25 protein-coding genes are annotated in these 22,158 nt (G+C 66.4%); 21 read left to right on the plus strand and 4 right to left on the minus strand.

All coding sequences use genetic code 11. The features are described from left to right. Nucleotides 1–22 precede the first annotated feature (22 nt). Nucleotides 23–517 carry a transcription elongation factor GreA gene (gene greA / locus JOF57_RS02330; protein ID WP_209913256.1) on the minus strand — a complete coding sequence of 165 codons (495 nt, stop codon included), beginning with the start codon at nucleotides 515–517 and terminating at the stop codon, nucleotides 23–25. 238 nt (nucleotides 518–755) lie between these two features. Beyond that, complete coding sequence (locus JOF57_RS02335; RefSeq protein WP_209913259.1) at nucleotides 756–1,178, minus strand: DUF4307 domain-containing protein; 423 nt, start codon at nucleotides 1,176–1,178, stop codon at nucleotides 756–758. Nucleotides 1,179–1,305: 127 nt separating this feature from the next. On the opposite strand from JOF57_RS02335, the gene mca reads away from it, so the two are divergent. Genes mca through JOF57_RS02355 form a run of 4 tightly spaced genes read left to right on the plus strand, consistent with a single transcriptional unit; the run spans nucleotide 1,306 to nucleotide 4,864 of the window. After that, nucleotides 1,306–2,172: a mycothiol conjugate amidase Mca gene (mca, locus tag JOF57_RS02340; protein ID WP_209913260.1), complete on the plus strand. Its 867-nt coding sequence runs from the start codon at nucleotides 1,306–1,308 to the stop codon at nucleotides 2,170–2,172. After that, entirely contained in the window at nucleotides 2,169–2,483 is a 315-nt protein-coding gene (locus tag JOF57_RS02345; protein WP_209913262.1) for a hypothetical protein, read from the plus strand. The genes mca and JOF57_RS02345 overlap by 4 nt, the downstream gene beginning before the upstream one ends. Next, nucleotides 2,464–4,482 carry a thioredoxin domain-containing protein gene (locus tag JOF57_RS02350; protein ID WP_209913264.1) on the plus strand — a complete coding sequence of 673 codons (2,019 nt, stop codon included), beginning with the start codon at nucleotides 2,464–2,466 and terminating at the stop codon, nucleotides 4,480–4,482. Before JOF57_RS02345 ends, JOF57_RS02350 begins: the two co-directional genes overlap by 20 nt. Nucleotides 4,483–4,492: 10 nt before the next feature. Further along, the gene (locus tag JOF57_RS02355) at nucleotides 4,493–4,864 is read left to right on the plus strand and encodes a nuclear transport factor 2 family protein (RefSeq protein WP_209913265.1); all 372 of its coding nucleotides are present in this window, start codon (nucleotides 4,493–4,495) and stop codon (nucleotides 4,862–4,864) included. Between the two features lies 1 nt (nucleotide 4,865). Here JOF57_RS02355 and trhA read toward each other — a convergent pair whose 3' ends face one another. Next, nucleotides 4,866–5,609, minus strand: a complete 744-nt coding sequence (gene trhA, locus JOF57_RS02360; protein ID WP_209913267.1) for a PAQR family membrane homeostasis protein TrhA — start codon at nucleotides 5,607–5,609, stop codon at nucleotides 4,866–4,868. A 56-nt stretch (nucleotides 5,610–5,665) separates the two neighbouring features. Between trhA and JOF57_RS02365 the strand changes: the two genes are divergently transcribed. The 5 genes from JOF57_RS02365 to JOF57_RS02385 all read left to right on the plus strand — a co-directional run bounded on the left by JOF57_RS02365 (nucleotide 5,666) and on the right by JOF57_RS02385 (nucleotide 10,549). Beyond that, the gene (locus tag JOF57_RS02365) at nucleotides 5,666–6,460 is read left to right on the plus strand and encodes a (2Z,6E)-farnesyl diphosphate synthase (protein WP_209913269.1); all 795 of its coding nucleotides are present in this window, start codon (nucleotides 5,666–5,668) and stop codon (nucleotides 6,458–6,460) included. A gap of 12 nt (nucleotides 6,461–6,472) precedes the next feature. Further along, nucleotides 6,473–7,846, plus strand: coding sequence for a hypothetical protein (locus JOF57_RS02370; protein WP_209913271.1), 1,374 nt, complete (start codon nucleotides 6,473–6,475; stop codon nucleotides 7,844–7,846). 137 nt (nucleotides 7,847–7,983) lie between these two features. Next, on the plus strand, nucleotides 7,984–8,409 hold the full coding sequence (locus tag JOF57_RS02375) for a hypothetical protein (protein WP_209913273.1): 426 nt from the start codon (nucleotides 7,984–7,986) through the stop codon (nucleotides 8,407–8,409). A 119-nt stretch (nucleotides 8,410–8,528) separates the two neighbouring features. Continuing rightward, the gene (locus JOF57_RS02380) at nucleotides 8,529–8,942 is read left to right on the plus strand and encodes a hypothetical protein (RefSeq protein WP_209913275.1); all 414 of its coding nucleotides are present in this window, start codon (nucleotides 8,529–8,531) and stop codon (nucleotides 8,940–8,942) included. Between the two features lie 134 nt (nucleotides 8,943–9,076). Further along, nucleotides 9,077–10,549, plus strand: a complete 1,473-nt coding sequence (locus tag JOF57_RS02385) for an NAD(P)/FAD-dependent oxidoreductase (protein ID WP_209913276.1) — start codon at nucleotides 9,077–9,079, stop codon at nucleotides 10,547–10,549. On the opposite strand, the gene coaA is transcribed toward JOF57_RS02385, so the two are convergent. Then, nucleotides 10,521–11,459, minus strand: coding sequence for a type I pantothenate kinase (gene coaA, locus JOF57_RS02390; protein WP_209913278.1), 939 nt, complete (start codon nucleotides 11,457–11,459; stop codon nucleotides 10,521–10,523). The genes JOF57_RS02385 and coaA overlap by 29 nt on opposite strands. A 30-nt stretch (nucleotides 11,460–11,489) precedes the next feature. Here coaA and JOF57_RS02395 point away from each other — a divergent pair, with 30 nt between their 5' ends. From JOF57_RS02395 to JOF57_RS02450, 12 genes are all read left to right on the plus strand, one after another. Beyond that, a complete protein-coding gene (locus JOF57_RS02395; RefSeq protein ID WP_209913279.1) occupies nucleotides 11,490–12,737 on the plus strand; it encodes a DUF885 domain-containing protein in 1,248 nt (415 codons plus the stop codon). A 189-nt stretch (nucleotides 12,738–12,926) separates the two neighbouring features. Beyond that, the gene (locus JOF57_RS02400) at nucleotides 12,927–13,385 is read left to right on the plus strand and encodes a hypothetical protein (RefSeq protein ID WP_209913280.1); all 459 of its coding nucleotides are present in this window, start codon (nucleotides 12,927–12,929) and stop codon (nucleotides 13,383–13,385) included. A gap of 304 nt (nucleotides 13,386–13,689) precedes the next feature. Continuing rightward, entirely contained in the window at nucleotides 13,690–14,016 is a 327-nt protein-coding gene (locus JOF57_RS02405; protein ID WP_209913282.1) for a hypothetical protein, read from the plus strand. A 67-nt stretch (nucleotides 14,017–14,083) separates the two neighbouring features. Continuing rightward, the gene (locus tag JOF57_RS02410; RefSeq protein ID WP_209913284.1) at nucleotides 14,084–14,617 is read left to right on the plus strand and encodes a hypothetical protein; all 534 of its coding nucleotides are present in this window, start codon (nucleotides 14,084–14,086) and stop codon (nucleotides 14,615–14,617) included. Nucleotides 14,618–14,641: 24 nt separating this feature from the next. Further along, nucleotides 14,642–16,105, plus strand: a complete 1,464-nt coding sequence (locus JOF57_RS02415) for a glycine hydroxymethyltransferase (RefSeq protein WP_209913286.1) — start codon at nucleotides 14,642–14,644, stop codon at nucleotides 16,103–16,105. Nucleotides 16,106–16,170: 65 nt separating this feature from the next. Then, nucleotides 16,171–16,998: an acyl-ACP desaturase gene (locus tag JOF57_RS02420; protein ID WP_209913290.1), complete on the plus strand. Its 828-nt coding sequence runs from the start codon at nucleotides 16,171–16,173 to the stop codon at nucleotides 16,996–16,998. Between the two features lie 200 nt (nucleotides 16,999–17,198). Continuing rightward, nucleotides 17,199–18,512, plus strand: a complete 1,314-nt coding sequence (locus JOF57_RS02425; protein ID WP_307869946.1) for an RNA 5'-3' helicase PhoH2 — start codon at nucleotides 17,199–17,201, stop codon at nucleotides 18,510–18,512. A 78-nt stretch (nucleotides 18,513–18,590) separates the two neighbouring features. After that, a complete protein-coding gene (locus tag JOF57_RS02430; RefSeq protein WP_209913292.1) occupies nucleotides 18,591–19,475 on the plus strand; it encodes a polysaccharide deacetylase family protein in 885 nt (294 codons plus the stop codon). Nucleotides 19,476–19,552: 77 nt separating this feature from the next. Beyond that, on the plus strand, nucleotides 19,553–20,533 hold the full coding sequence (locus tag JOF57_RS02435; RefSeq protein ID WP_209913294.1) for an Acg family FMN-binding oxidoreductase: 981 nt from the start codon (nucleotides 19,553–19,555) through the stop codon (nucleotides 20,531–20,533). Between the two features lie 9 nt (nucleotides 20,534–20,542). Continuing rightward, nucleotides 20,543–20,977 (plus strand): universal stress protein, encoded by a 435-nt coding sequence (locus JOF57_RS02440; RefSeq protein ID WP_209913296.1) that lies wholly within the window; start codon nucleotides 20,543–20,545, stop codon nucleotides 20,975–20,977. A 10-nt stretch (nucleotides 20,978–20,987) separates the two neighbouring features. Continuing rightward, nucleotides 20,988–21,626, plus strand: a complete 639-nt coding sequence (gene dosR, locus JOF57_RS02445; protein ID WP_209913298.1) for a hypoxia response regulator transcription factor DosR/DevR — start codon at nucleotides 20,988–20,990, stop codon at nucleotides 21,624–21,626. A 90-nt stretch (nucleotides 21,627–21,716) separates the two neighbouring features. Further along, nucleotides 21,717–22,139 carry a pyridoxamine 5'-phosphate oxidase family protein gene (locus JOF57_RS02450; RefSeq protein ID WP_209913299.1) on the plus strand — a complete coding sequence of 141 codons (423 nt, stop codon included), beginning with the start codon at nucleotides 21,717–21,719 and terminating at the stop codon, nucleotides 22,137–22,139. The last annotated feature ends 19 nt before the right edge of the window (nucleotides 22,140–22,158 follow it).

Genomic DNA, 22,158 nt, shown 5'->3' on the forward strand with positions numbered 1-22,158 from the left:
GTGCGTCCCCCGTGCCGACCCGTCAGTCGTGATAGGGCTCGGCGCTGACCAGGGTGACCTTGACGGTGTTGCCGTTCGGCACGGTGTAGGTGCGCGACTCGCCGACCTTGGCGTCGATCAGTGCACTGCCCAGCGGTGAGTTGGGGGAGTACACCTCGAGCTTGCCGACGCTGATGCCCTCCTGGCGGGTGGCGATCAGGAACGTCTCGGTGTCCTTCTTGTCGTCGTCGTAGTACACCTTGACGACCGAACCGGGCAGCGCGACACCGGACTGCTTGGGTGCCTCACCGACCTTGGCGTTGTTCAGGAGCTCCTGCAGCTGGCGGATGCGGGCCTCCTGCTGGCCCTGCTCCTCGCGGGCGGCGTGGTAGCCACCGTTCTCGCGCAGGTCGCCCTCTTCGCGACGGTCGTTGATCTCGGCGGCGATCACCGGCCGGTTGGCGATCAGCTGATCCAGCTCCACCTTCAACCGGTCGAATGCATCCTGAGTGAGCCAGGTGACCTGAGTATCGGTCATATTCTTGTGCTCCTGTCTGTTCTGGTCATGCGGCGCTCCCGCGCCTTCCTCGCACGCGAAGTCGTCGTTTCCGGGCCGGGCGCGGGTGCGTGTATTGCCGCGAGCGTCAGTACCTAACCGAGTGCTAATGCAGCAATACACGGCCCCAGCGAGGAACCGTGTATCGAATAATCGTACCACCGCACAGCCGACGAATCTTCATCTAATCGCTGTCGGACGTTTGTTGCAGGCGTCGAGATCAGGGCGCTACCAGGTAGGACGGCACATCCGTCCCGCAACCGTAGACATCGCCGATCACGGGGCGTTGGCTGGATTTCACGTCCGCGGTCACCTGCACCACCATTTGATCGGACGGGCCGACCAGGATCTCGCGCCTGCCGGTCTCGCTTCCGTCGATCGAGCGCGCCCGGACGATGCACACCACCGGTATCGATGGATCGGGACGGGTCACCCCGATTGTCACCGACACCGTCTGGTTGTCGACCAGTTTGTAGGCCGAGAGCTCGCCTTTGACCTCGCCGGTGCCCAACCGTTGGAACGCCACGACCGCAAGGATCACACCCGCCGTCACCACGAGGCCTACCAGTGCGAACGTGATCCACCGCCGGGTCCGGCGGGACAATTGGCGGGATCCGTAGCGGGCGGCGGGGCGTTCGATCATCAGAACTGGAACTATAGGGCGAGGCGGGTTGGCCACCGACGCCCAGGGAGCGGATCGACGGGTTGAGGGCGGCTACGGGTAGGTATCGGGCATAGGTCAGGGGGCTCCGTAGTTAGATGAAAGCGAAATGAGTGAACTGCGGTTGATGGCGGTGCATGCCCACCCGGACGACGAGTCCAGCAAGGGTGCGGCTACCACCGCGCGCTATGCGGCTGAAGGTGTGCGCGTCATGGTCGTGACGCTCACCGGTGGCGAGCGCGGCGACATTCTCAATCCGGCAATGGACCTCCCCGAGGTACACGGCCGGATCACCGAGGTGCGCCGCGACGAGATGGCCAAGGCCGCCGAGATCCTCGGCGTCGAACATCGCTGGCTGGGATTCGTCGACTCGGGCCTGCCCGAGGGCGACCCGATGCCCCCGCTGCCGGACGACTGCTTCGCCTGTGTGCCGCTGGCCGAGCCGGTCAGCCGCCTGGTCCAGGTGATCCGGGAGTTCCAGCCGCACGTGCTGACCACCTACGACGAGAACGGTGGCTACCCCCACCCCGACCACATCCGCTGCCATGAAGTCTCGGTCGCGGCCTATGAGGCAGCCGCCGACCACCGGCTGTACCCCGAGGTCGGGGCGCCGTGGAACGTCTCGAAGCTGTACTACAACCACGGCTTCCTCCGTGAGCGCATGCAACTGCTGCAGGACGAGTTCGCCAAGAATGGTCGGCTGGGCCCCTTCGGTAAATGGCTGGAACACTGGGACCCGGACCACGACCCGTTCGCCAAGCGGGTCACCACCCGTGTTGAATGCTCGAAGTACTTCAGTCAGCGTGACGATGCGCTGCGCGCACATGCGACGCAGATCGACCCGAAAGGCGATTTCTTTCATGCGCCGATCGAGTGGCAGCAGCGGCTCTGGCCGACTGAAGAGTTCGAGTTGGCGCGGTCGCGTGTGCCGGTGAACCTGCCGGAAGACGACCTGTTCACCGGGATTGAGAAATGATCGACACTTTGACCGCAGTGATCACACTGCTCGCCGACGAGCCGCGAAATACCGGCCCGGAGTTCGGTAAGGCGACCCCGCTCGGCCTGCTGGTCACGGTGGCGCTGCTGATCGGCACCTTCGGACTGGTGTGGTCGATGAACCGCCACCTGCGCAGGCTGCCCGAGTCCTTCGACCGGGAACACCCCGAGCCCGACCAGGCTGCCGACGAAGGCACCGCCGACGATTCCGCCGACGGTTCCGGTGACGGCGCCGCGAACAGCACCCCCGATGACCATCAGGGTCCGCCCCGTGAGCCCGGTAGCGGGTAACACGCTCGGCGGGTCCACCAGCCCGTACCTGCGCCAGCACGCCGACAACCCGGTGCACTGGCGCGAATGGACGCCCGAGGCGCTCGCTGAAGCTGCCTCCCGGGACGTCCCCATCCTGCTGTCCATCGGATATGCGGCGTGCCACTGGTGTCACGTGATGGCGCACGAATCGTTCGAAGATGCCGACGTGGCCGCGGTGCTCAACGACGGATTCGTCTGCATCAAGGTCGACCGCGAGGAGCGACCGGATCTGGACGCGGTCTATATGAACGCCACCGTCGCGCTCACCGGGCAGGGCGGCTGGCCCATGACCTGCTTCCTGACCCCGGCCGGTCGGCCGTTCTTCTGCGGCACCTACTACCCGAAGCTCGGGTTCCTGCAACTGTTGGACGCGGTCGGCGAAACGTGGCGGGACCGGCGAGACGAGGTCGAGCGGGCCTCCGATCAGATCGCCAACGAGCTGCGCTCGCTGTCCGCCGGGCTGCCCGGCGGCGGGGAGCCGCTACGGCACGAGTTGTGCGATCACGCAGTGGCCGCCGTACTGAACGAAGAAGATATGGCGTACGGCGGCTTTGGCGGTGCGCCCAAATTCCCGCCCTCGGCATTGTTGGAAGGGCTGCTGCGCCACCACGAACGCACGGGTTCGGCAGCGGCCTTGGCGGCTGTCGAGCGTACGTGTGTCGCGATGGCCCGCGGAGGCATCTACGACCAGTTGGCCGGGGGCTTCGCTCGTTACAGCGTCGACCCGCACTGGGTGGTGCCGCACTTCGAGAAGATGCTCTACGACAACGCGCTGCTGTTGCGGGCGTACGCGCACCTGGCGCGGCGTACCGGGGATCCGTTGGCGCGCAGGGTAACTGCGGAGACGGCCGCGTTCATCATGTCGGATCTGGGTGCGGATGCCATGTTCACCTCCTCGCTGGATGCCGACGCCGGTGGGCGCGAAGGGCTGACCTACGTGTGGACGCCGGCTGAGCTGCGCTCCGTTCTGGGTGAGGACGACGGGGCTTGGGCGGCTTCGCTTTTCGGTGTCACCGCACGCGGCACGTTCGAACACGGCGCTTCGGTGCTGCAACTGCACCGCGATCCCGACGATGATGCGCGGTTCGCATCGGTGCGTGCGGCATTGTCGGCGGCTCGCGCCCGGCGGCCCCAGCCGGCCCGCGACGACAAGGTGGTGTCCGCCTGGAACGGCCTGGCCATCACCGCGCTGGCCGAAGCCTCTGTGGCACTCGATCAGCCCGTATTGCTTTCTGCGGCAGTGGAATGCGCGCGCCATCTGCTGGACCTACACGTGGTGGATGGTCGGTTGCGCCGGGCCAGCCTGGGCGGCAGGGTCGGCGCGAGCGCGGCGATTCTGGAGGACTACGCGGCGCTGGCCACCGCACTGCTGACGCTGTACCAGCTCATCGGGTTCGGGCTGGAAGAGGCCGTTGGCCTGCTGGATGTCGCACTCGAACATTTCGCCGATCCCGATCAGCCGGGCCGTTGGTTCGACACCGCCGACGACGCCGAGCAGTTGATGGTGCGTCCCGCGGACCCGATCGACGGTGCGACACCGTCGGGCGCCGCGCTGGTCGCCGAGGCACTGCAGGCGGCGGGTTACCTGACCGGCTCGCAGCGTTATGTGGATGCGGCACAGGCGACTTTGTCGTCGGCCACACCGATCCTGGCCCGCGCGGCGCGCTCCGGCGGGCACTGGCTGGCGGTGGCCGAGGCGCAGGTGCGCGGGCCGATCCAGATCGCGGTGGCCGGCGATCCGTCGTCGCCGCTGTTGGATGCCGCGCGTCGGTTGGCGCCCGGTGGGGCGCTGGTGATCGGCGGCGCCCCAGGTTCCACCGACTCCTCGCCGTTGCTTCAGGGACGCGACCGGGTGGACGGCGCCGACGCCGCCTACGTGTGCCGCGGGACGGTGTGCGATCTGCCGGTCACGACGGTCGGGGATCTCGCCGTCTCGCTGGGCGGCCAACCGCGGGACTGCGGAAGTGGCGGCGTGTAGCCTCGCGGCCATGAGCCACGATGCCGCAACCCTGGAGTCCTTCGTCAAGCGCTATCTCGACACCGTCGCCGGCGGTTCCGCTGCCGCGGTCGCCGCGCTGTACACCGATGACGCGACGCTGGAGGATCCGGTGGGTAGCGGCGAGGTTCACATCGGACGCCAGGCGATCGAAGGCTTCTACAAGAACATGGAGGCAGCCGGCAGCATCGGCACCGAGCTGCTGCAGTTCCGTCCGGGCGGACACGAGGCGGCGTTCCTGTTCGCGATCACCATCGCCGGCGCGATGCGCATCGAGCCCATGGAGGTCATGACCTTCGACGCTGACGGGCAGATCACCACGATGAAGGCCTACTGGTCGGCCGCCGACATCACCCAGCTGTAGCTCAGAAGACTGCGAACCACATGGCGATGTAGTGGCAGATCGCCGCTACCGCCGTGCAGGCGTGGAAGAACTCGTGATGGCCGAATGTGGTCGGCCACGGGTTGGGCCATTTGAGCGCGTAGAGCACGCCGCCGATGCTGTAGAGCGCGCCGCCGACGATCAACAGCACAACCGCGGCCACACCGGCCCCGTGCATGATCGGCCCGATGAACCAGGCCGCCACCCAGCCCAGCAGGATGTAGAGCGGGACGCCGAGCCAGCGTGGTGCTGACGGCCAGAACATCTTGAGCAGCACACCCGCGATCGCACCACCCCAGACGATCCAGAACAGCACCATCCCTTTGGATTCGGGCAGGGCCAGCAGTGCGAACGGGGTGTAGCTGCCGGCGATGAAGATGAAGATCATCGAGTGGTCGAGGCGCTTCATCCACTTGCGGGCGTTCGCCGATTTCCAGTTCACCCGGTGATAGGTGCCGCTGACGGTGAACATCGCCACGATCGTGAAGGTGTAGAGCAGGGTCGACAGGCCCGCACGGGTGGACTCCACCGACCATGACACCGACACCAGGGCTGCCCCGGCGATGAATGCGACGATGGCCGAGTACACGTGGATCCAGCCCCGCGCGCGGGGCTTGCCCAGGAACTGGGCGACACCTTCGGCGACAGCCTCCGGCAGATCTTCTGCGGGCCGACTCCGTGCGGCCGCTGAACGGTAGGGCTTGGTGCTACCCGTAGGCGAAGACATGTCACCTCCATTGCGAACCGTGGTGTACCCCGTCGCTCACAGTAGTCTGGACTCTCGTGGACATCATTCCCCCGCGGCTCAAGGAACCGGCCTATCGGCTCTACGAGATGCGGTTGCGTCAGGAACTGGCGCAGTCCAGATCCGAACTGCCCCGCCATATCGCGGTGCTGTGCGACGGGAACCGCCGCTGGGCACGTGACGCAGGTTACGACGATGTCAGCATCGGCTACCGGATGGGCGCGGCCAAGATCGCCGAGATGCTGCGCTGGTGTCAGGCCGCAGGCATCGAGATGACGACCGTCTACCTGCTCTCGACCGAGAACCTGCAGCGCGACCCCGAAGAACTATCCGCCCTGATCGAGATCATCACCGACGTGGTGGAGGAGATCTGCGCCCCGTCGAACACGTGGAGTGTGCGCACCGTCGGTGACCTGGGGTTGTTGGGGGATGAGACGGCCCGGCGGTTGCGTGACGCGGTGGAGAGCACGACGCCGGCGAATGCCGCCACTTTTCATGTGAACGTCGCCGTCGCGTACGGCGGACGTCAGGAGATCGTCGACGCGGTGCGTGCACTGCTGTCCAAGCAATTGGCCGACGGTGCGACGGCTGAACAACTCGTGGAAGCGGTCACGGTCGAAGGGATCTCGGAGAACCTCTACACCTCAGGCCAACCCGACCCCGATCTCGTCATCCGCACCTCGGGTGAGCAACGCCTGTCCGGATTCCTGTTGTGGCAGAGCGCATATTCGGAGATGTGGTTCACCGAGGCGCACTGGCCCGCGTTCCGCCGCGTCGACTTCCTGCGCGCCCTGCGCGATTACACCGCCAGGCATCGTCGCTTCGGAAAGTGAGACACTGGGGCCATGGCTGCGCTGTCGGCAGTGGTCTTCACGCTCAGTTGGTGGCTGGGCCTCTACCTGCTTGCCCGCGACCCGCGTAAGCCGGTCCTGGTCCTCGCGGCGCTCGGGCTGACCAGTTTCGCGCTCGTCGTCGCGCTCGACGCGGTCCGGCTGGTCACCGGATCGGAAGTGCTCAGCCGTGTCGAGATCTATCTGGTGGCGCTGCCGGGCATCGCCTGGTTCGCGGTGATGGTCGAGCTTGCGCGGCCGGCGGATTCCTTCCGGTCCCGTGCGGGTGAGATCGCGGCGATCTTCACCGTTGCCGTGCTGGCCTTGGCCGGGGCGGCATTGGCAGGCAGCGTCGACGGGCCGCTACGGACCGGACACTGGGTGATGTTCGCGGTCATCTCGCTGTCTTCGCTGGGCGCCATGGTCAAGGCGGTGCTCGGCGGCGCCAAGCCAGGGTCGGTGGTGGGGTTCATCATCGTCGCGACGTTGTTCTTCGCATTGGGCAACGCGATCCTGGTGATCCCGCTCGGACTGGTACCCAGCTGGCTGGCCCTGGCCTCCACGGGATTCGACGTCGCGCTGCTCGGGGTGGCGGTCGCGATCTGGGACGCCTTCGACGAAGGTCAGGCGCTGCGGGCCGACATGCGCCGCTCGATCATCGGCACGCTGGTGATTGCGGTGCCATTCGCCGCTCAAGCCCTGATCGGGATGATCGTGCTCGACGCCGGGACCGGCCGCACTGTCATGACGATCCTGCTGTTCACCAGTTTGGCCGTCGCGGTCGCGGTGGAAGTACTGGCCGATCCGCTGGCCGGCCTGTTCGACCGGCTGGCCTTCTCCCGCTCTCCGGACCTCCGTGCCGATCGCGAAGTGTTGCGCCAGACCGAGGCTGCGCTGCCGCTGCGATCGGTTCACCCGTTGGGTGGTATCGATAACGACGCCTTCACCCGGCTCACCCGGCGGGCTCTGGGCCACTACGGCGATCTCTCCAAGCTGGTCGCCAGCCCGTTGACCTCGCTGCCCGCCATCGACGCCCGGCTCGCCCGGCGCGGGGCACCCGATCAGCCACTGGAACGCGCGAACGAACTCAAGGCCTTGCTGGCCGACCGCATTTCCGCGCTCAAGCCCCGCGACAGCGGGGACTTCGGCACCACCGAGCAATGGCGCCACTACAACTCGCTGTACTTCCCGTACGTCGTCGGGGTCCGCGCCTACGCGCAGAACGCCACCGCCGCGGGGCTCGACCCGGTGGCGCGGCAAGCCTGGCAGTGGTTCGTCACCGAGGTGCCGCAGCGGTCGCTGCACAACTGGCAGAACGCCGCGGCGCGGGTGATCGCCGCGGACCTGCGTGGTGATCTGGCGCCGGCAGTCGGCTCCGCCGGCCGATAGGGAGTTCCCACTCCAGAAACGGTGCTGACCTGGGCTTGGCAGTCCCTGGCAGTGATTGGTGTCGATCTGGCAGCTTCCGGTGAGCAGGGTCGGAGGTGTTCCACCAATCGACCCCCCTCATCGCTGAGGAGCCCGACATGACGGCCACCCTGCACCATCCACTGACCGACTCCGCCGCCGGCGTCGCTCCGGAGGATTTCCTGCTGCGATTCGCTTTGCGCGCCGACGCCACCGTGTGCGCCGGCGTCGGCCTGCTGGTGGCCATGGCCGCCGATCAATTGGCCCGCATCGCAGGTCTGTCGGCCACCGCCGGGTGGTTCGTCGGCGTCGCCCTCGTCGGCTACGGCGTTCTGCTGTACGGCCTCGCCGCGGCCCGGCACGTCTGGCGGGTGGGCGTCACCGTCCTCGTCGGCAACGTGGCCTTCGCGATCGCCACGATCGTCGCGATCGTGACCGGTTGGTTGCCGTTGACCGGGACCGGTATCGACTTGGTACTCGGATTCGTCAGCGCCACCGTCGTGTTGGCCTGGCTGCAATACCGCGGAGTGCGCCGTCTGGCGTGACTCCTTGCTGAGCCGGTGCGGGGTGCCGCCGGAAGAGGTTACGGCGAGTATCCCCGCACCGTGCTCCACCGCCCGAAATGAATGAACACCGGAAATCACCACCGAGAAGAAGGAGAACCATGTCCGCCATCACCGCCACCGGAGCCGCAGGCACCCGGAAGGCAAACGACTCGCTGCTGCGTCTGGCCATGCGGGTCGACGCAGTATTCGTGGGCATCGTCGGGATCGTGCTGCTGGCCGCGGCCGGGTACTTCGCCGACCTCACCGGGCTACCGAAATCCGTCGAATACGGCGTCGGCATCTTCTCGGTTGTCTACGGCATCGCGGTGTTCGCGCTCGCGGGCATCGAGCGGGTGCGTCCCGCCGGCATCGGCACCGTGATCGCCAACGCGGCCTGCACGGTGATCGCCCTGATCGCCGTCTTCACGATGGCACTCACCACCGCGGGCGTCGTGGTCGTCATCGCCACCGGCATCTACACGCTGGCGATGGCCGAGTGGCAGTACGTCGGGGTCAAACGGATCCCGGCCTGACCAACTGCCGGTACAGCGCCCAGAGCCCAGGCTCTGGGCGCTGTCTGTGATCGCCGATTCGGGTAGCCGACTACTCGCGACCATCGCGAGCCAGGGTCGGAGACTGGCCTCAAACGGTGTCACTGGAGGCTGCGATGACCACAACTGCTGCGGACAGCTGCGATGTCTGCATTGTCGGCGCCGGCTTGGCCGGCATGAATGCCTTGTTCGTCGCCAGCAGATATCTCAGACCCGACCAGACGATCGTCCTGATCGACCGTCGCCCGCGGGTCGGTGGCATGTGGGTGGACACCTACCCGTATGTGCGGCTGCACCAGCCTCACCCGATGTTCACCGCCGGTGACATCGAGTGGACGCTGGGCCGTGAACCGTCCTACCTGGCCACCAAACCGGAGGTGCTCGATCACTTTGCGTACTGCCTGCAGCAGATCAAACAGCGGGTGCGGGTGGAGGAGCGGTTCGGCTGGGATTTCGAATCAGGTGAAGCCGTCGGTGGCGCCGTGCACATCGCGTGTCGCGACGGCGACGGGCAACCACACACCATCCGGGCCGCCCGGTTGATCAAGGCCTACGGCGTGCGGGTGACGCCGAACGATGCCCTGCAGCTGTCCAGCGATCGGGTGCGGTCGGTGTCACCTGATACCTGCGATGTGCGCTCCGGGGAGATCTACGACAGCGACACCCCGGTGTGGGTGATCGGCAGTGGCAAGACCGCCATGGACACCGTGCACACCCTGATCACAACGTATCCGGGCCGCGACGTGAACATGGTGGCCGGATCGGGAACCTTCTTCTCCAGCCGGGACCGACTGTTCCCCGCCGGTGTCCAGCGCTGGTGGGGTGGAGTCGAATTGACCAAGATGGCCATCGAGATGACCCGCCGCTTCGACGGCACCAACGAGAACGAAGTGGCGCGGTGGTTTCGGTCTGCCTACGGCACGTGCCCGACCCCGCGAGCCGCCAACTTCATGGCCGGCGTGCTCTCCGAAGCCGAGAACGCCACGATCGCCGCGGGGCTGAATGACGTGGTGATGGACCACCTGGTCGATGTCGTCGACGACGACGGCTCCGTCGATCTGGTGTTGCGCAGCGGGGCGCGGAAGCCCGTCAAGCCGGGCAGCTGGATCGTGAACTGCACCGGCTACCTCATCGGTGACGAGCATCCCTACGAGCCGTATCTGTCCGGTGCGGGATCTATTCTGTCGATCCAAATTCGTTCCGCAACTTTGCATCTGACGTCGTATGCGGCCTACTTTGCGACGCACCTGATGTTCCTCGACAAGCTCAACACAGTGCCGCTGTACCAACTCGACCTGGAGGACCTGTCGAGAAAGTCCAAGACGACATTGCCGTACGCGATGTTCACGCTGGCCCAATACAACCTGAGCTTGCTATCGGATGCACTGCCGGTCAAGGTGTTCCGTGAATGCGGCCTGGACTTCAACCGCTGGTATCCGAAACCGCGCCAGTTGGTTTCCACCGCCCGGTTCCTGGCGACTCACCACCGCGACCGCGAGCATCTGCGTCGCACACTGGACACGGTGGGGGAGCGCTTCGATGTCCGTTGCGGACCGCTGATCACAACTTCCGCAGTCGCAGCCGGTTGATCGCGTGGTCGGCATCCTTGCGCAGCACCAGGGTGGCGCGCGGCCGGGTCGGCAGGATGTTCTCGATCAGATTGGGCCGATTGATGGAATGCCAGATGTCACGCGCGGCAAACACGGCCTGATCATCGGTCAGGGTCGAGTAGTGATGGAAGTGTGACGCCGGATCGGCGAACGCTGTCGAGCGCATCGTCAGGAACCGCGAGATGTACCACTTTTCGATGTCCTCGATACGTGCGTCGACATACACCGAGAAGTCGAACAGGTCCGAGACCATCAGCGCCGGCCCGGTCTGCAGGACGTTGAGGCCTTCGAGGATCAGGATGTCCGGATGTCGCACCACCTGCTTCTCGCACGGCACGATGTCGTACAGCAGGTGTGAGTACACCGGCGCACAGACTTCGTCGGCGCCGGATTTCACCGCGGTGACGAACCGCATCAACCCGCGCCGGTCATAGCTCTCCGGGAAGCCCTTGCGGTGCATGAGGTTCCGGCGGTTGAGTTCCTTGTTGGGGTAGAGAAACCCGTCGGTGGTGACGAGGTCGACCCGGGGGTGGTGGCCCCAGCGGGCCAGCAGGGCCTGCAGCACACGGGCGGTGGTCGATTTTCCGACTGCCACGCTGCCCGCCACGCCGATGACGAACGGCACTGGTCGGTCCGGATTCTGCTGCGGCTCACCGAGGAACTCTGACGTTACGGCGAACAGACGCTGCCGGGCGGCCACCTGAAGGTGGATCAATCGGGCCAGCGGCAGATAGACCTCTTCGACCTCGAGGATGTCGAGCTTCTCGCCCATACCGCGCAGGCGCAGCAGTTCGTCCTCGGTGAGTTTCAGCGGTGTCGACATGCGCAGTGCACGCCATTGACTTCGGTCGAACTCCACATAGGGGCTCGGCTCGCTCGGCCGCGGCATCCGATCAGTCTTACATCTACGGTTGGGGGCATGGATAACGGGATCGAGAAAAAGGCGGGCTCCGGAACCGGCACAGTGACGGACTCGGCCGCTCTGATTCGCGAATATCTGCTCCTCGGCCTGCGCTTCGACCGGGTTGAGGACGGCTACGTCGACTCTTTCACCGGTGACCCGCAGCTGCGCCGTGCGGTCGAGAACGAGCCCACACCCGACCCGGCCGAGCTGGCTCGGCAAGCGGATCGGCTGCTGGCCCAGATCCCAGACGACCTCGATCGGGACCGTGCCGAATACATTGCCGCGCATCTGCGGGCGCTCAACTGCGCGGGCCGTAAATTCGCCGGTGAGCAGGTCGGTTTCGTCGACGAGGTGCAGGCCTATTTCGACGTGCGGATCAGCAAGGGTGACCCGGAGAAGTACCGGCAGGCCCACGCCAAACTCGACGACGCACTCGGTGGAACCGGTCCACTGGCCGAGCGTATTCAGGCGCACCGCACCGGAGACGAGATCCCGCCGGCCCGGCTGGAGGAGTGCCTCCACGCGTTCTCCTCGGCCCTGCGCGACAAGGTGCGCGCTGCCTACCCGCTGCCGGAAACGGAGACCATCACCTACGAAGTGGTCACCGACAGACCGTGGTCGGGATTCAACTACTACCTCGGTGACTACAAGTCCACCGTCGCGATCAACGCCGACCTCAAACAACAGATGGCCAACCTGCCCCGGCTGGTGGCCCACGAGTCCTACCCCGGTCATCACACCGAGCACTGCCGCAAGGAAGCAGGGCTGGTGGCCGGTCAAAATCAACTCGAACAGACGATCTTCCTCGTCAACACCCCGCAATGCCTGATGGCCGAGGGCCTGGCCGATTTGGCGTTGCATGCCATCGTCGGGCCGGGTTGGGGGGCGTGGGCCGCCGATATCTACGCCGACCTGGGACTTCGGTTCGACGGGGAGCGCGCCGAGGCGATCTCGGAGGCGGTGGCCGGCCTGGCCGACGTACGCCAGGACGCCGCGCTGATGCTGCACGACGAGCATCGTGACGTCGACGAGGTGGTCGAGTTCCTCAAGCGCTGGCTGCTGGTCGACGACGATCGGGCCCGGCAGAGCCTGCGGTTCCTGTCCTCGCCGTTGTGGCGGGCCTACACCAGCACCTACATCGAGGGGTACCGGCTGCTGCGGGGGTGGCTCGACGACCGGCCCGATGGCGTCACGTTGCCCCAGCGCTTCGGGCGGCTGCTCGATGAGCCGCTGATCCCGTCTACCCTCCGGAGCGCGTCGTAGCAAACTCCTCGACGTGATTCACCACGTCGCCGACGCCGTAGCGCAGCGGTTTGCCAATTGAGTGGCGTACGTCGCTGTTTCTGCACCCGGTGAACTCTGTCTCAAACCCTTGAACGGCCTTGTTACTGATCGGTAACATGGTTGCCGAGGGGCCCGGTGAAGAAGCCGGGTCGCGGCAAGGGAATGAACATGTCAGCAACACCTGGGAAACGGAACAGCATCAAGCGCATCGTCGGCGCCGTCGTAGCGGCCGGCGCGATGGGGCTCGCCGCCATCGTCGGCCCCGCCGCGGTCGCCGATGCCAGTCCCGTCACGAAGGTCGGTAGCGATCCAGTGGCCCCGGCCCAGCCCGGCGGCAAAAAAGCGCCAGCCACAAAGGTCGGTAGCGATCCGGTGACGTCCATCGTCACTGGCATCGCCGGCGCGTCCGGAATCCCCGGCGTCCCCAGTGTCCCTGGCGTCCCCAGCGTCGAGATCCCGCCGCTGGTCAGCCCGTGGCCCGGCGGTGCATGGGCCGGTCACGACTGGAGCAAGGGATGGCCCGGCGGCGGTTACGCCAACGGCACGGCAGGCGGCGGTTTCGCCAACGGCAAAGGTGGCGGCGCGCTGATCCGCGGCAAGGCCGGCGGGGCGTGGTTGCACCGCTGACAACTGCGAAACCAGGCGAACCGATGGGTCCGCCTGGTTTTCTGCGCGGTGCCGGTCGTCGGCACAGTTGTTCGGGATTTGCTGAGGGCGGCCTCTGGTGTTCCGTAGCCGGATCCGCCGACTTTGTTGCGCCTGCGGTGGGCCGGTTCATGAAAGCGCAGTTGAAAAGGCAAGTAATGACCTTGATTCGCTACTCGTCGGGCGCTGGGTCCCGGCGCGGCCGTAGCTTGATCGGGCTCGCTGGCCGAGCGTAAAATATTTGCTGAGCATCGTGCGACGTACCGAGCGGCAGCAAGGGGTCGACATGACTACAACGAGCACGAAATCGAACCGGGTCAAGCGCATGGCCGGTGTGGTCGTGGCGGTGGGCTCGATGGGCCTGGCCGGGTTGCTGGCCGGACCTGCGATGGTGACCAATGCCGATCCCGTCGTGGTCTTGAACGGCGAGACGGTGGCCCCGCCGAAGCCTCCTCCCCTCGTGAGCCCGTGGCCCGGCGGCGCGTGGGCCGGCTGGGACTGGAGCAAGGGGTGGCCTGGCGGCGCCTGGGCCGGTCACGACTGGAGCAAGGGGTGGCCCGGCGGCGGTTATGCCAACGGCAAGGCCGGTGGCGCGTGGAGCCACAAAAAGTGATCTGACCACCAACGCTTCCTGCGATGAGCTGCTCTTCCCGTCGACATCGCAGGCTTAGGGTCCGAGGGTGTCTGAACTTCGGTTGTATGTCCCCGCGTTGGCCATGCCGCTCAACATGCTCTTGTTGGTGTGGATGGTGATCGGCCGGGGACTGTTTGCGCAGCTCGGGTGGATGGTGGTGTTCGGTGTCCTCGCCGCACCGTGGCTGGCGCTTTGCCTGGTATTCACGAGCAGGTTGATGCGTAAGCAGCCGGGCGGGGAACTCACCTCCGGGCAGGCCTGGGCCCAGGTCATCCTGTGGGCGTCGATGTTCGTGTTCGGGCTTGCCTGTGTCGACGGCGGGGACAGCCCCGGCGGATTCCCGTCGGTCCTGATGAAGGTGATCGGTGACGGACCGCCCATGGAAACCGTCAGCAACCTCCTGTGGGCCGGATCGGTGATCGTCGGGGTTGCCGCCTGGTTCGTGTTGCTCACCAAGCTCACCCGGGGCCTCGCTGTCCCGCCGCCGACCCAACCGCCCTATCCCTACCCCGGATACCCACCGGCCTATCCCTACCCCGGATACCCGCCGGGTCAACCCGGCCCGGGACCGTCGAGCTGACCCGCTCCGACTAGGCTGAATGCCATGGCAGCAGACCCGTCCTCCACCTTGCCCGCGGCTTCCGGCGCTGATTACGCCGACACCTCAAGCGCCGCGTACCAGGCCGCATTGCAGGTCATCGAGTCCGTCGAGCCCCGGGTCGCCGCAGCTACCCGCAAAGAGCTTGCCGATCAACGCGATTCGCTCAAGCTGATCGCGAGCGAGAATTACGCCTCCCCGGCCGTGCTGCTCACCATGGGCACCTGGTTCTCCGACAAGTACGCCGAGGGCACCGTCGGGCACCGCTTCTACGCGGGCTGCCAGAACGTCGACACCGTAGAGGCACTGGCGGCCGAGCACGCCCGCGAGCTGTTCGGCGCCCCCTACGCCTACGTTCAGCCGCACTCCGGCATCGACGCCAATCTGGTTGCCTACTGGGCCATCCTGGCGACCAAAGTGGAGGCCCCCGGCCTGGCCGAACTCGGCGCCAAACACGTCAACGACCTGTCCGAGGCGGACTGGGAGAAGCTGCGCGCCAAGCTCGGCAACCAGCGTCTGCTGGGCATGTCCCTGGACGCCGGCGGACACCTGACGCACGGCTTCCGGCCCAACATCTCCGGCAAGATGTTCCATCAGCACAGCTACGGGACCAACCCCGAGACGGGTTTCCTGGACTACGACGCCGTGGCCGCCGCGGCACGCGAGTTCAAGCCGCTGGTGCTGGTCGCCGGCTACTCGGCCTACCCGCGCCGGGTGAACTTCGCCAAGATGCGCGAGATCGCCGACGAGGTGGGCGCCACGCTGATGGTCGACATGGCGCACTTCGCCGGCCTGGTCGCGGGCAAGGTGTTCACCGGTGACGAGAACCCGGTGCCGTACGCCCACGTCACCACGACCACCACGCACAAGTCGCTGCGCGGCCCGCGCGGCGGCATGGTGCTGGCCACCGAGGAATTCGCCCCGGCTGTCGACAAGGGCTGCCCGATGGTGCTCGGTGGGCCGCTGAGCCACGTCATGGCGGCCAAGGCCGTCGCGCTGGCCGAGGCGCGCCAGCCGGCGTTCCAGACCTACGCCCAGGCGGTCGCCGACAACGCCCAGGCGCTGGCCGACGGCTTCGTCAAGCGGGACGCGACCCTGGTCACCGGTGGCACCGACAACCACCTGGTGCTGCTCGACGTGCGTTCGTTCGGACTGACCGGCCGCCAGGCCGAGTCCGCGCTGCTGGACGCGGGCGTCGTCACCAACCGCAACGCGATCCCGGCCGACCCCAACGGCGCCTGGTACACCAGCGGTGTGCGGCTGGGTACGCCCGCGCTGACCAGCCGCGGATTCGGCGCCGACGACTTCGACCGGGTGGCCGAATTGATCGTCGACGTCCTGTCCAACACGCAGGCCGAAGGTACTTCCAAGGCCAAGTACAAGCTCGCTGACGGCACCGCCGATCGGGTACACGCCGCCTCGGCGGAGCTGCTCGATGCGAACCCGCTGTACCCGGGCCTCACCCTCTGAGTCGGCGCTCGACATCACATCGAGCTGACTTTTAGAAATGTGTGTACACGGGTTACAGTTACCGCATGGCACAGAAACCTGTCGCTAATGCGCTGACCCTGGAGCTCGAGCCCGTCGTCGAGGCTGAGCTGCGTCGACACCTGGATACCGAGGATCTCTGGTATGCGCACGATTACGTGCCGTTCGACCAGGGTGAGAACTTCGCCTTCCTCGGTGGACAGGACTGGGATCCGTCGCAGGTGACGTTGCCCAAGAACATCACCGACGCCTTGGAGATCCTGCTGATCACCAAGGACAACCTGTCCGGCTACCATCGCGAGCTCGTCGAGCACTTCATCCTCGAGGACAAGTGGGGCCGTTTCCTGGGCCGCTGGACCGCCGAGGAGCACCTGCACGCCGTCGCGCTGCGCAACTACCTCGTCGTCACCCGCGAGATCGACCCGACGGCCAACGAGGACGTCCGCGTCGAGCACGTGATGAAGGGTTACCGCGCCGACAGCTACAGCCAGATCGAGACGCTGGTGTTCATGGCGTTCTTCGAGCGTGCGCACGCGGTGTTCACCCGCAACCTGCGGGGCCAGATCACCGAGCCGGTGCTGGGCTCGATGGTCGACCGCATCGTCCTCGACGAGGAGCGCCACGAGCTGTTCTTCGCCAACCTGGTCTCGCACCTGCTGAGCACCCACCGCGACGAGACTGTCGCGGCCATTGCCGCCCGCGCCCGCGAGCTCGATGTGATCGGCGCGGACATCGACGCATACCAGGACAAGGTCGCACTGGTGGCCGAGACCGGCATCTTCGACAAGGCCGCGCTGGCGAAGGTCATCTCCGACCGAATCACCGCCTGGGGCCTGGCCGACGAAGCCGCGCTCCAGGAGTTCATCAACACGTAACGCGCCCGGCGTCGTACCCCCGGCGCGCCAGCCAGCAACCCCGTCACCGCGGGAGTAGCGTCCAATCCGATGGCTAGCGACATGCTCTGCTGTCCGGACGGTACCGATCGGTTAGATCACGAGAGGACCGGCTCCGGTCCTGGTGCCGCAGTGTCCACCGAGCAACTCGTGTGGGGCCGCGCGGGTTCTAGGAGCGCCACGTGACTGATAACGCTGTCCGTACCTATGTGCTCGACACCTCCGTGTTGCTGTCCGATCCATGGGCATGCACCCGGTTCGCCGAGCATGAAGTGGTGGTCCCGCTGGTCGTGATCAGCGAGCTCGAGGCCAAACGGCATCACCACGAGCTGGGTTGGTTCGCCAGGCAGGCGCTGCGGATGTTCGATGATCTGCGGCTTGAGCATGGACGGCTGGATCAGCCGATTCCTGTTGGCGCAGAGGGCGGTTCGCTGCAGGTCGAGTTGAATCACATCGACCCGTCGGTATTGCCTTCAGGTTTCCGCACTGACACCAACGACACCCGGATCCTGGCGTGTGCAGCCAATCTCGCCGCAGAGGGCAAGCACGTCACGCTGGTGAGCAAGGACATCCCGCTGCGAGTCAAAGCGGGCGCGGTGGGTCTGCCCGCCGATGAATACCACGCACAGGACGTCGTGGTGTCCGGCTGGACCGGCATGACCGAGTTGGACGTGGCTGCCGAGGAAATCGACGCCCTGTTCGCCGACGGCGAGATCGATGTGGCGGAAGCTCGGGATTTGCCCTGCCACACCGGAATTCGGTTACTCGGCGGCAGCTCGTCAGCACTCGGACGGGTCAATGCCGAGAAGCGGGTACAGGTGATCCGCGGTGATCGCGAAGTGTTCGGCCTCCGGGGAAGGTCAGCCGAACAGCGCGTCGCCCTTGATCTACTGCTCGACGAATCCGTGGGCATCGTCTCGCTGGGCGGCAAGGCCGGCACCGGCAAATCCGCGCTCGCTCTGTGCGCGGGCCTGGAGGCGGTGCTGGAACGTCGAACTCAGCGCAAGGTCGTGGTGTTCCGTCCGCTGTATGCGGTCGGTGGACAGGATCTCGGCTACCTGCCGGGCAGTGAGAGCGAGAAGATGGGGCCGTGGGCCCAAGCCGTCTTCGACACCCTCGAAGGGCTGGCCAGCCCGGCGGTACTCGACGAAGTGCTGTCCCGCGGAATGCTTGAAGTGCTTCCGCTGACCCACATTCGGGGCCGTTCGCTGCACGACTCATTCGTCATCGTCGACGAAGCGCAGTCACTGGAACGCAATGTGCTGCTGACCGTGCTGTCGCGGCTCGGCGCGGGGTCGCGGGTGGTGCTGACCCACGACGTGGCCCAGCGGGACAACCTGAGGGTGGGCCGTCATGACGGTGTCGCGGCAGTGATCGAGAGGCTCAAGGGTCATCCGTTGTTCGCTCACGTCACGTTGCAGCGCAGCGAACGTTCACCGATCGCCGCGCTGGTCACCGAGATGCTGGAGGAGTTCAGCCCCGGCGCCCTGCCCTGAGTCGGAGTGATTCGGGTGCGTTTAGCGGCGCTCACCGCCGGTAAACGCACCCAAATCCCAGGCCGGTAGGCTGCCGGAGTGGTGAGGCTTCCCAACAGTCAGGCGTGGCGGTGGACTGCGGTCGGCGTGGTTGCCGCGGTGGTGGTCCTGGTGGTGGGGGTGCTCACCGGGCACATCCGTCGTGACGATCCCGACCACGTGGACTGCGCGACAGAGAAGTGCATCGCACTGACCTTCGACGACGGGCCGGGCCCGTACACCGACCGGCTGCTGCAGATCCTCAAGGACAACGACGCCAAGGCCACCTTCTTCCTGATCGGCAACAAGGCCGCCGCCAACCCCGAAGGCGCCAAGCGCATCGCGGAGGCCGGGATGGAAGTCGGCAGCCACACCTGGGAACACCCCAACATGACGACCATCCCGCCCGAGGAGATCCCGGCGCAGTTCAGCAGGGCCAGCGACGCCATCGAGGCCGCGACGGGCCAGCGGCCGAAGCTGGTACGCACCGCGGGCGGATTGATCAACGATCAGGTGCTCGCCGAGGCGCGCAAGCAGGGCTTGGCCGACATCAACTGGGACGTCATCCCGTTCGACTGGGCCAACGACGCCAACATCGCCGCGACCCGCTACATGCTGATGACGCAGATCAGGCCCAACAACGTGGTGTTGTTTCATGACACCTACTCGTCCACCGTGGACCTGGTGCAGCAGTTCATCCCGGTGCTCAAGGCCAACGGCTACCACCTGGTGACCGTCAGTCACATGCTCGGTGAGCGGGAGCCGGGCACCAGTTACGGCAGCCGGGACAACGGCCCGCCCGTGCCGCCGGCCGAGGCGCTCAAGGACATTCCGCCGGAGGAGATCCCGACGCTGCCCGCGACACCGTCGCCCGCGCCGATGCCGAACTTCCCGATCACCGACATCCCCGGAGCGAATTCGGGTGGCCCCAACAACGGGGCCTGACAACTGAGATGCACATCGCGTCGGGTTGAGGACCAAAGACCCTAACCGACGGGCCCGGGCACGACGAGGCTTGAAGCATGCCCGAGACGATGTTCGATTCTGCGACCCTCACCAGTGCGGTGCAGCTGGCATCGCGTGCACCTTCGCTGCACAACACCCAACCCTGGCGGTTGGTGGTCGACGGCAAGGGCGTGCATCTGCACCTGGACCCCAGTCGGGTGGTGAACGCGACGGATCGATCGTCGCGTGAGGCGATCGTCAGCTGCGGGGTGCTGCTGGACCATCTGCGGGTCGCCATGGCCGCAGCCGGATGGGCCACCAGCGTCGACCGCTTCCCGAATCCGAATGATCGCGATCATCTGGCGACGCTGCAGTTCTCGCCGATGGACTTCGTCACCGATGCGCATCGCCGGCGGGCCGATGCGATCCTGGCCCGGCGTACCGACCGCTTGCCGATGGCGGGGTACGCGGGCTTCGATGCTCTCGAGGCCCTGCTGCGAGTGCGGTTGGCCGACGGCCCGGTGCACCTGGATGTGCTGGCCGAGGACAGCCGCGCCGACGTGGCCGAGGCAGCTGCGCTGACCGAGACACTGCGTCTGTACGATTCCGCCTACCATTCCGAACTTGCTTGGTGGACAACACCGTTCGCGACCGAGGATGGCATTCCGCAGAGCGCCCTGGTCTCGGCTGCGGAAAGTGAGCGGGTCGCGGTGGCACGAACCTTCCCGGTCACCTCGCACACCGATCGACGGCCCGCCGTCCGCGACGATTCGGCAACCCTGGTGGTGCTGTCCACCGACGGGTACAGCCGGGCAGATGCCCTCGACGCGGGCGAGGCGCTCTCGGCCGTGCTGCTGGAATGCACGCTGTCGGGTCTGAGTACCTGCCCGGTGAGCCACGTGACCGAGTTGCATGCCAGCCGCGACATCATCGGCGCCCTGATCGGCCGGGATGCCTGCCCGCAGTTGCTGGTCCGGATCGGCATCGCTCCGGCGCTCACCGAGACACCACCGCCGACACCGCGCCGCGGCGTCGACACCTTCCTGACCTTCGAATAGGAGATGACCATGACCGACACCCTGACCGCCCCCGCCCCCGCCGGTGCGGCCGTTCTGGTCGAAGCCGACGGCCGCGCCGCCAGCAACGACGCGCTGCACGCCGCGATCGAGGAGGCCGTGGGACGCGGCGCGCCGCTGCGGGTGCTGACCACCTGGGGAGTCCGGCATCGCGAGATGTACGACGCGACCGCCGTCGCCGAGCGTGACCGGTTGTCGGCAGCGCAGCTGGAGCGCCGGTTGGCCCGCGCGCTGAAACGATCCCCCGAACTCGACGTGCAGACCGTCGACGGCTACGGCAGCGCTGCGGATTACCTGACGGCCCACCCGGAGTCGGCCCAAATGCTCGTGCTCGGCGCCGACCACCCCGATTCACCCGGGTTGCAGACCGCGTTGGCTTCCTCGGGCTGCGCGGTGCGCACTTGCGATCGGCGCGACCGATTGTGAGACTCGGGGAATGATCAGACTCTTTCTGGTCGATGACCATGAGGTGGTTCGGCGCGGGCTGATCGACCTGCTCAGCGCCGACCCGGAGCTGGACGTGATCGGTGAGGCCGATTCGGTGGCCCAGGCGCTGGCCCGGGTGCCGGCCCTCAATCCGGACGTCGCGGTGCTCGACGTCCGGCTGCCCGATGGCAACGGCATCGAGCTGTGCCGGGAACTGTTGTCGCGCATGCCCGATCTGCGCTGCCTGATGCTGACGTCGTTCACCTCCGACGAGGCGATGCTTGACGCAATCCTGGCCGGCGCCAGTGGTTACGTGGTCAAGGACATCAAGGGGATGGAGCTGGCCCAGGCGATCAAGGACGTCGGGGCCGGGAAGTCACTGTTGGACAATCGTGCCGCCACGGCGCTGATGGCGAAACTGCGCAGCGACGCCGAGCGGTCCGACCCGTTGGCCGGGCTGACCCAGCAGGAGCGGGTGCTGCTCGATCTGCTGGGGGAGGGGCTGACCAACCGGCAGATTGCGGCCCGGATGTTCCTCGCCGAGAAGACCGTCAAGAACTATGTGTCGCGGTTGTTGGCCAAGCTGGGCATGGAACGTCGCACGCAGGCCGCGGTATTCGCCTCGACCCTGGACCGTCCGCGTCCGTAGCTGCCAGAGTCTTTGGTCCCTGAGGGATAGGGCTTTCGCCCGTCGTGCCGCGAAGTGAACGGCGATAGCGTCTTCGCTATGGAAACCGGAATGTCAACGCGCAGTGTGCCGGTCGATATTCTTTCCGAGCGGGAGTGCTGGGACCTGCTGGGCGGGATGTCGCTGGGTCGACTCATCACCGCGGTGGACGACGAAGCACACATCTTCCCGGTCAACTTCGCGGTGCAGAACCGCACTGTCCTGTTCCGGACCGCAGCGGGGACGAAGCTGATCAGCGCGGCCATCAACAACCACGTGTTGTTCGAAGCCGACGATCACGACGCGGCCGAAGGTTGGAGCGTGATCGTGCAAGGCGTCGCACGCACCCTGCGCACCGACGAGGAACTGGCCGAAGCGGACCGGGCGCAGTTGCTGCCGTGGACGGCGACGTCCAAGACGCACTATGTGCGGGTGTCACCGGTGCGGGTCACCGGCCGTCGGTTCCGGTTCGGACCCGAACCGGAGGCGCAGTGACGACGTCGGCTGGCTTGGT

Source organism: Mycolicibacterium lutetiense (assembly GCF_017876775.1).
In the GTDB taxonomy this organism is placed as follows: domain Bacteria; phylum Actinomycetota; class Actinomycetes; order Mycobacteriales; family Mycobacteriaceae; genus Mycobacterium; species Mycobacterium lutetiense.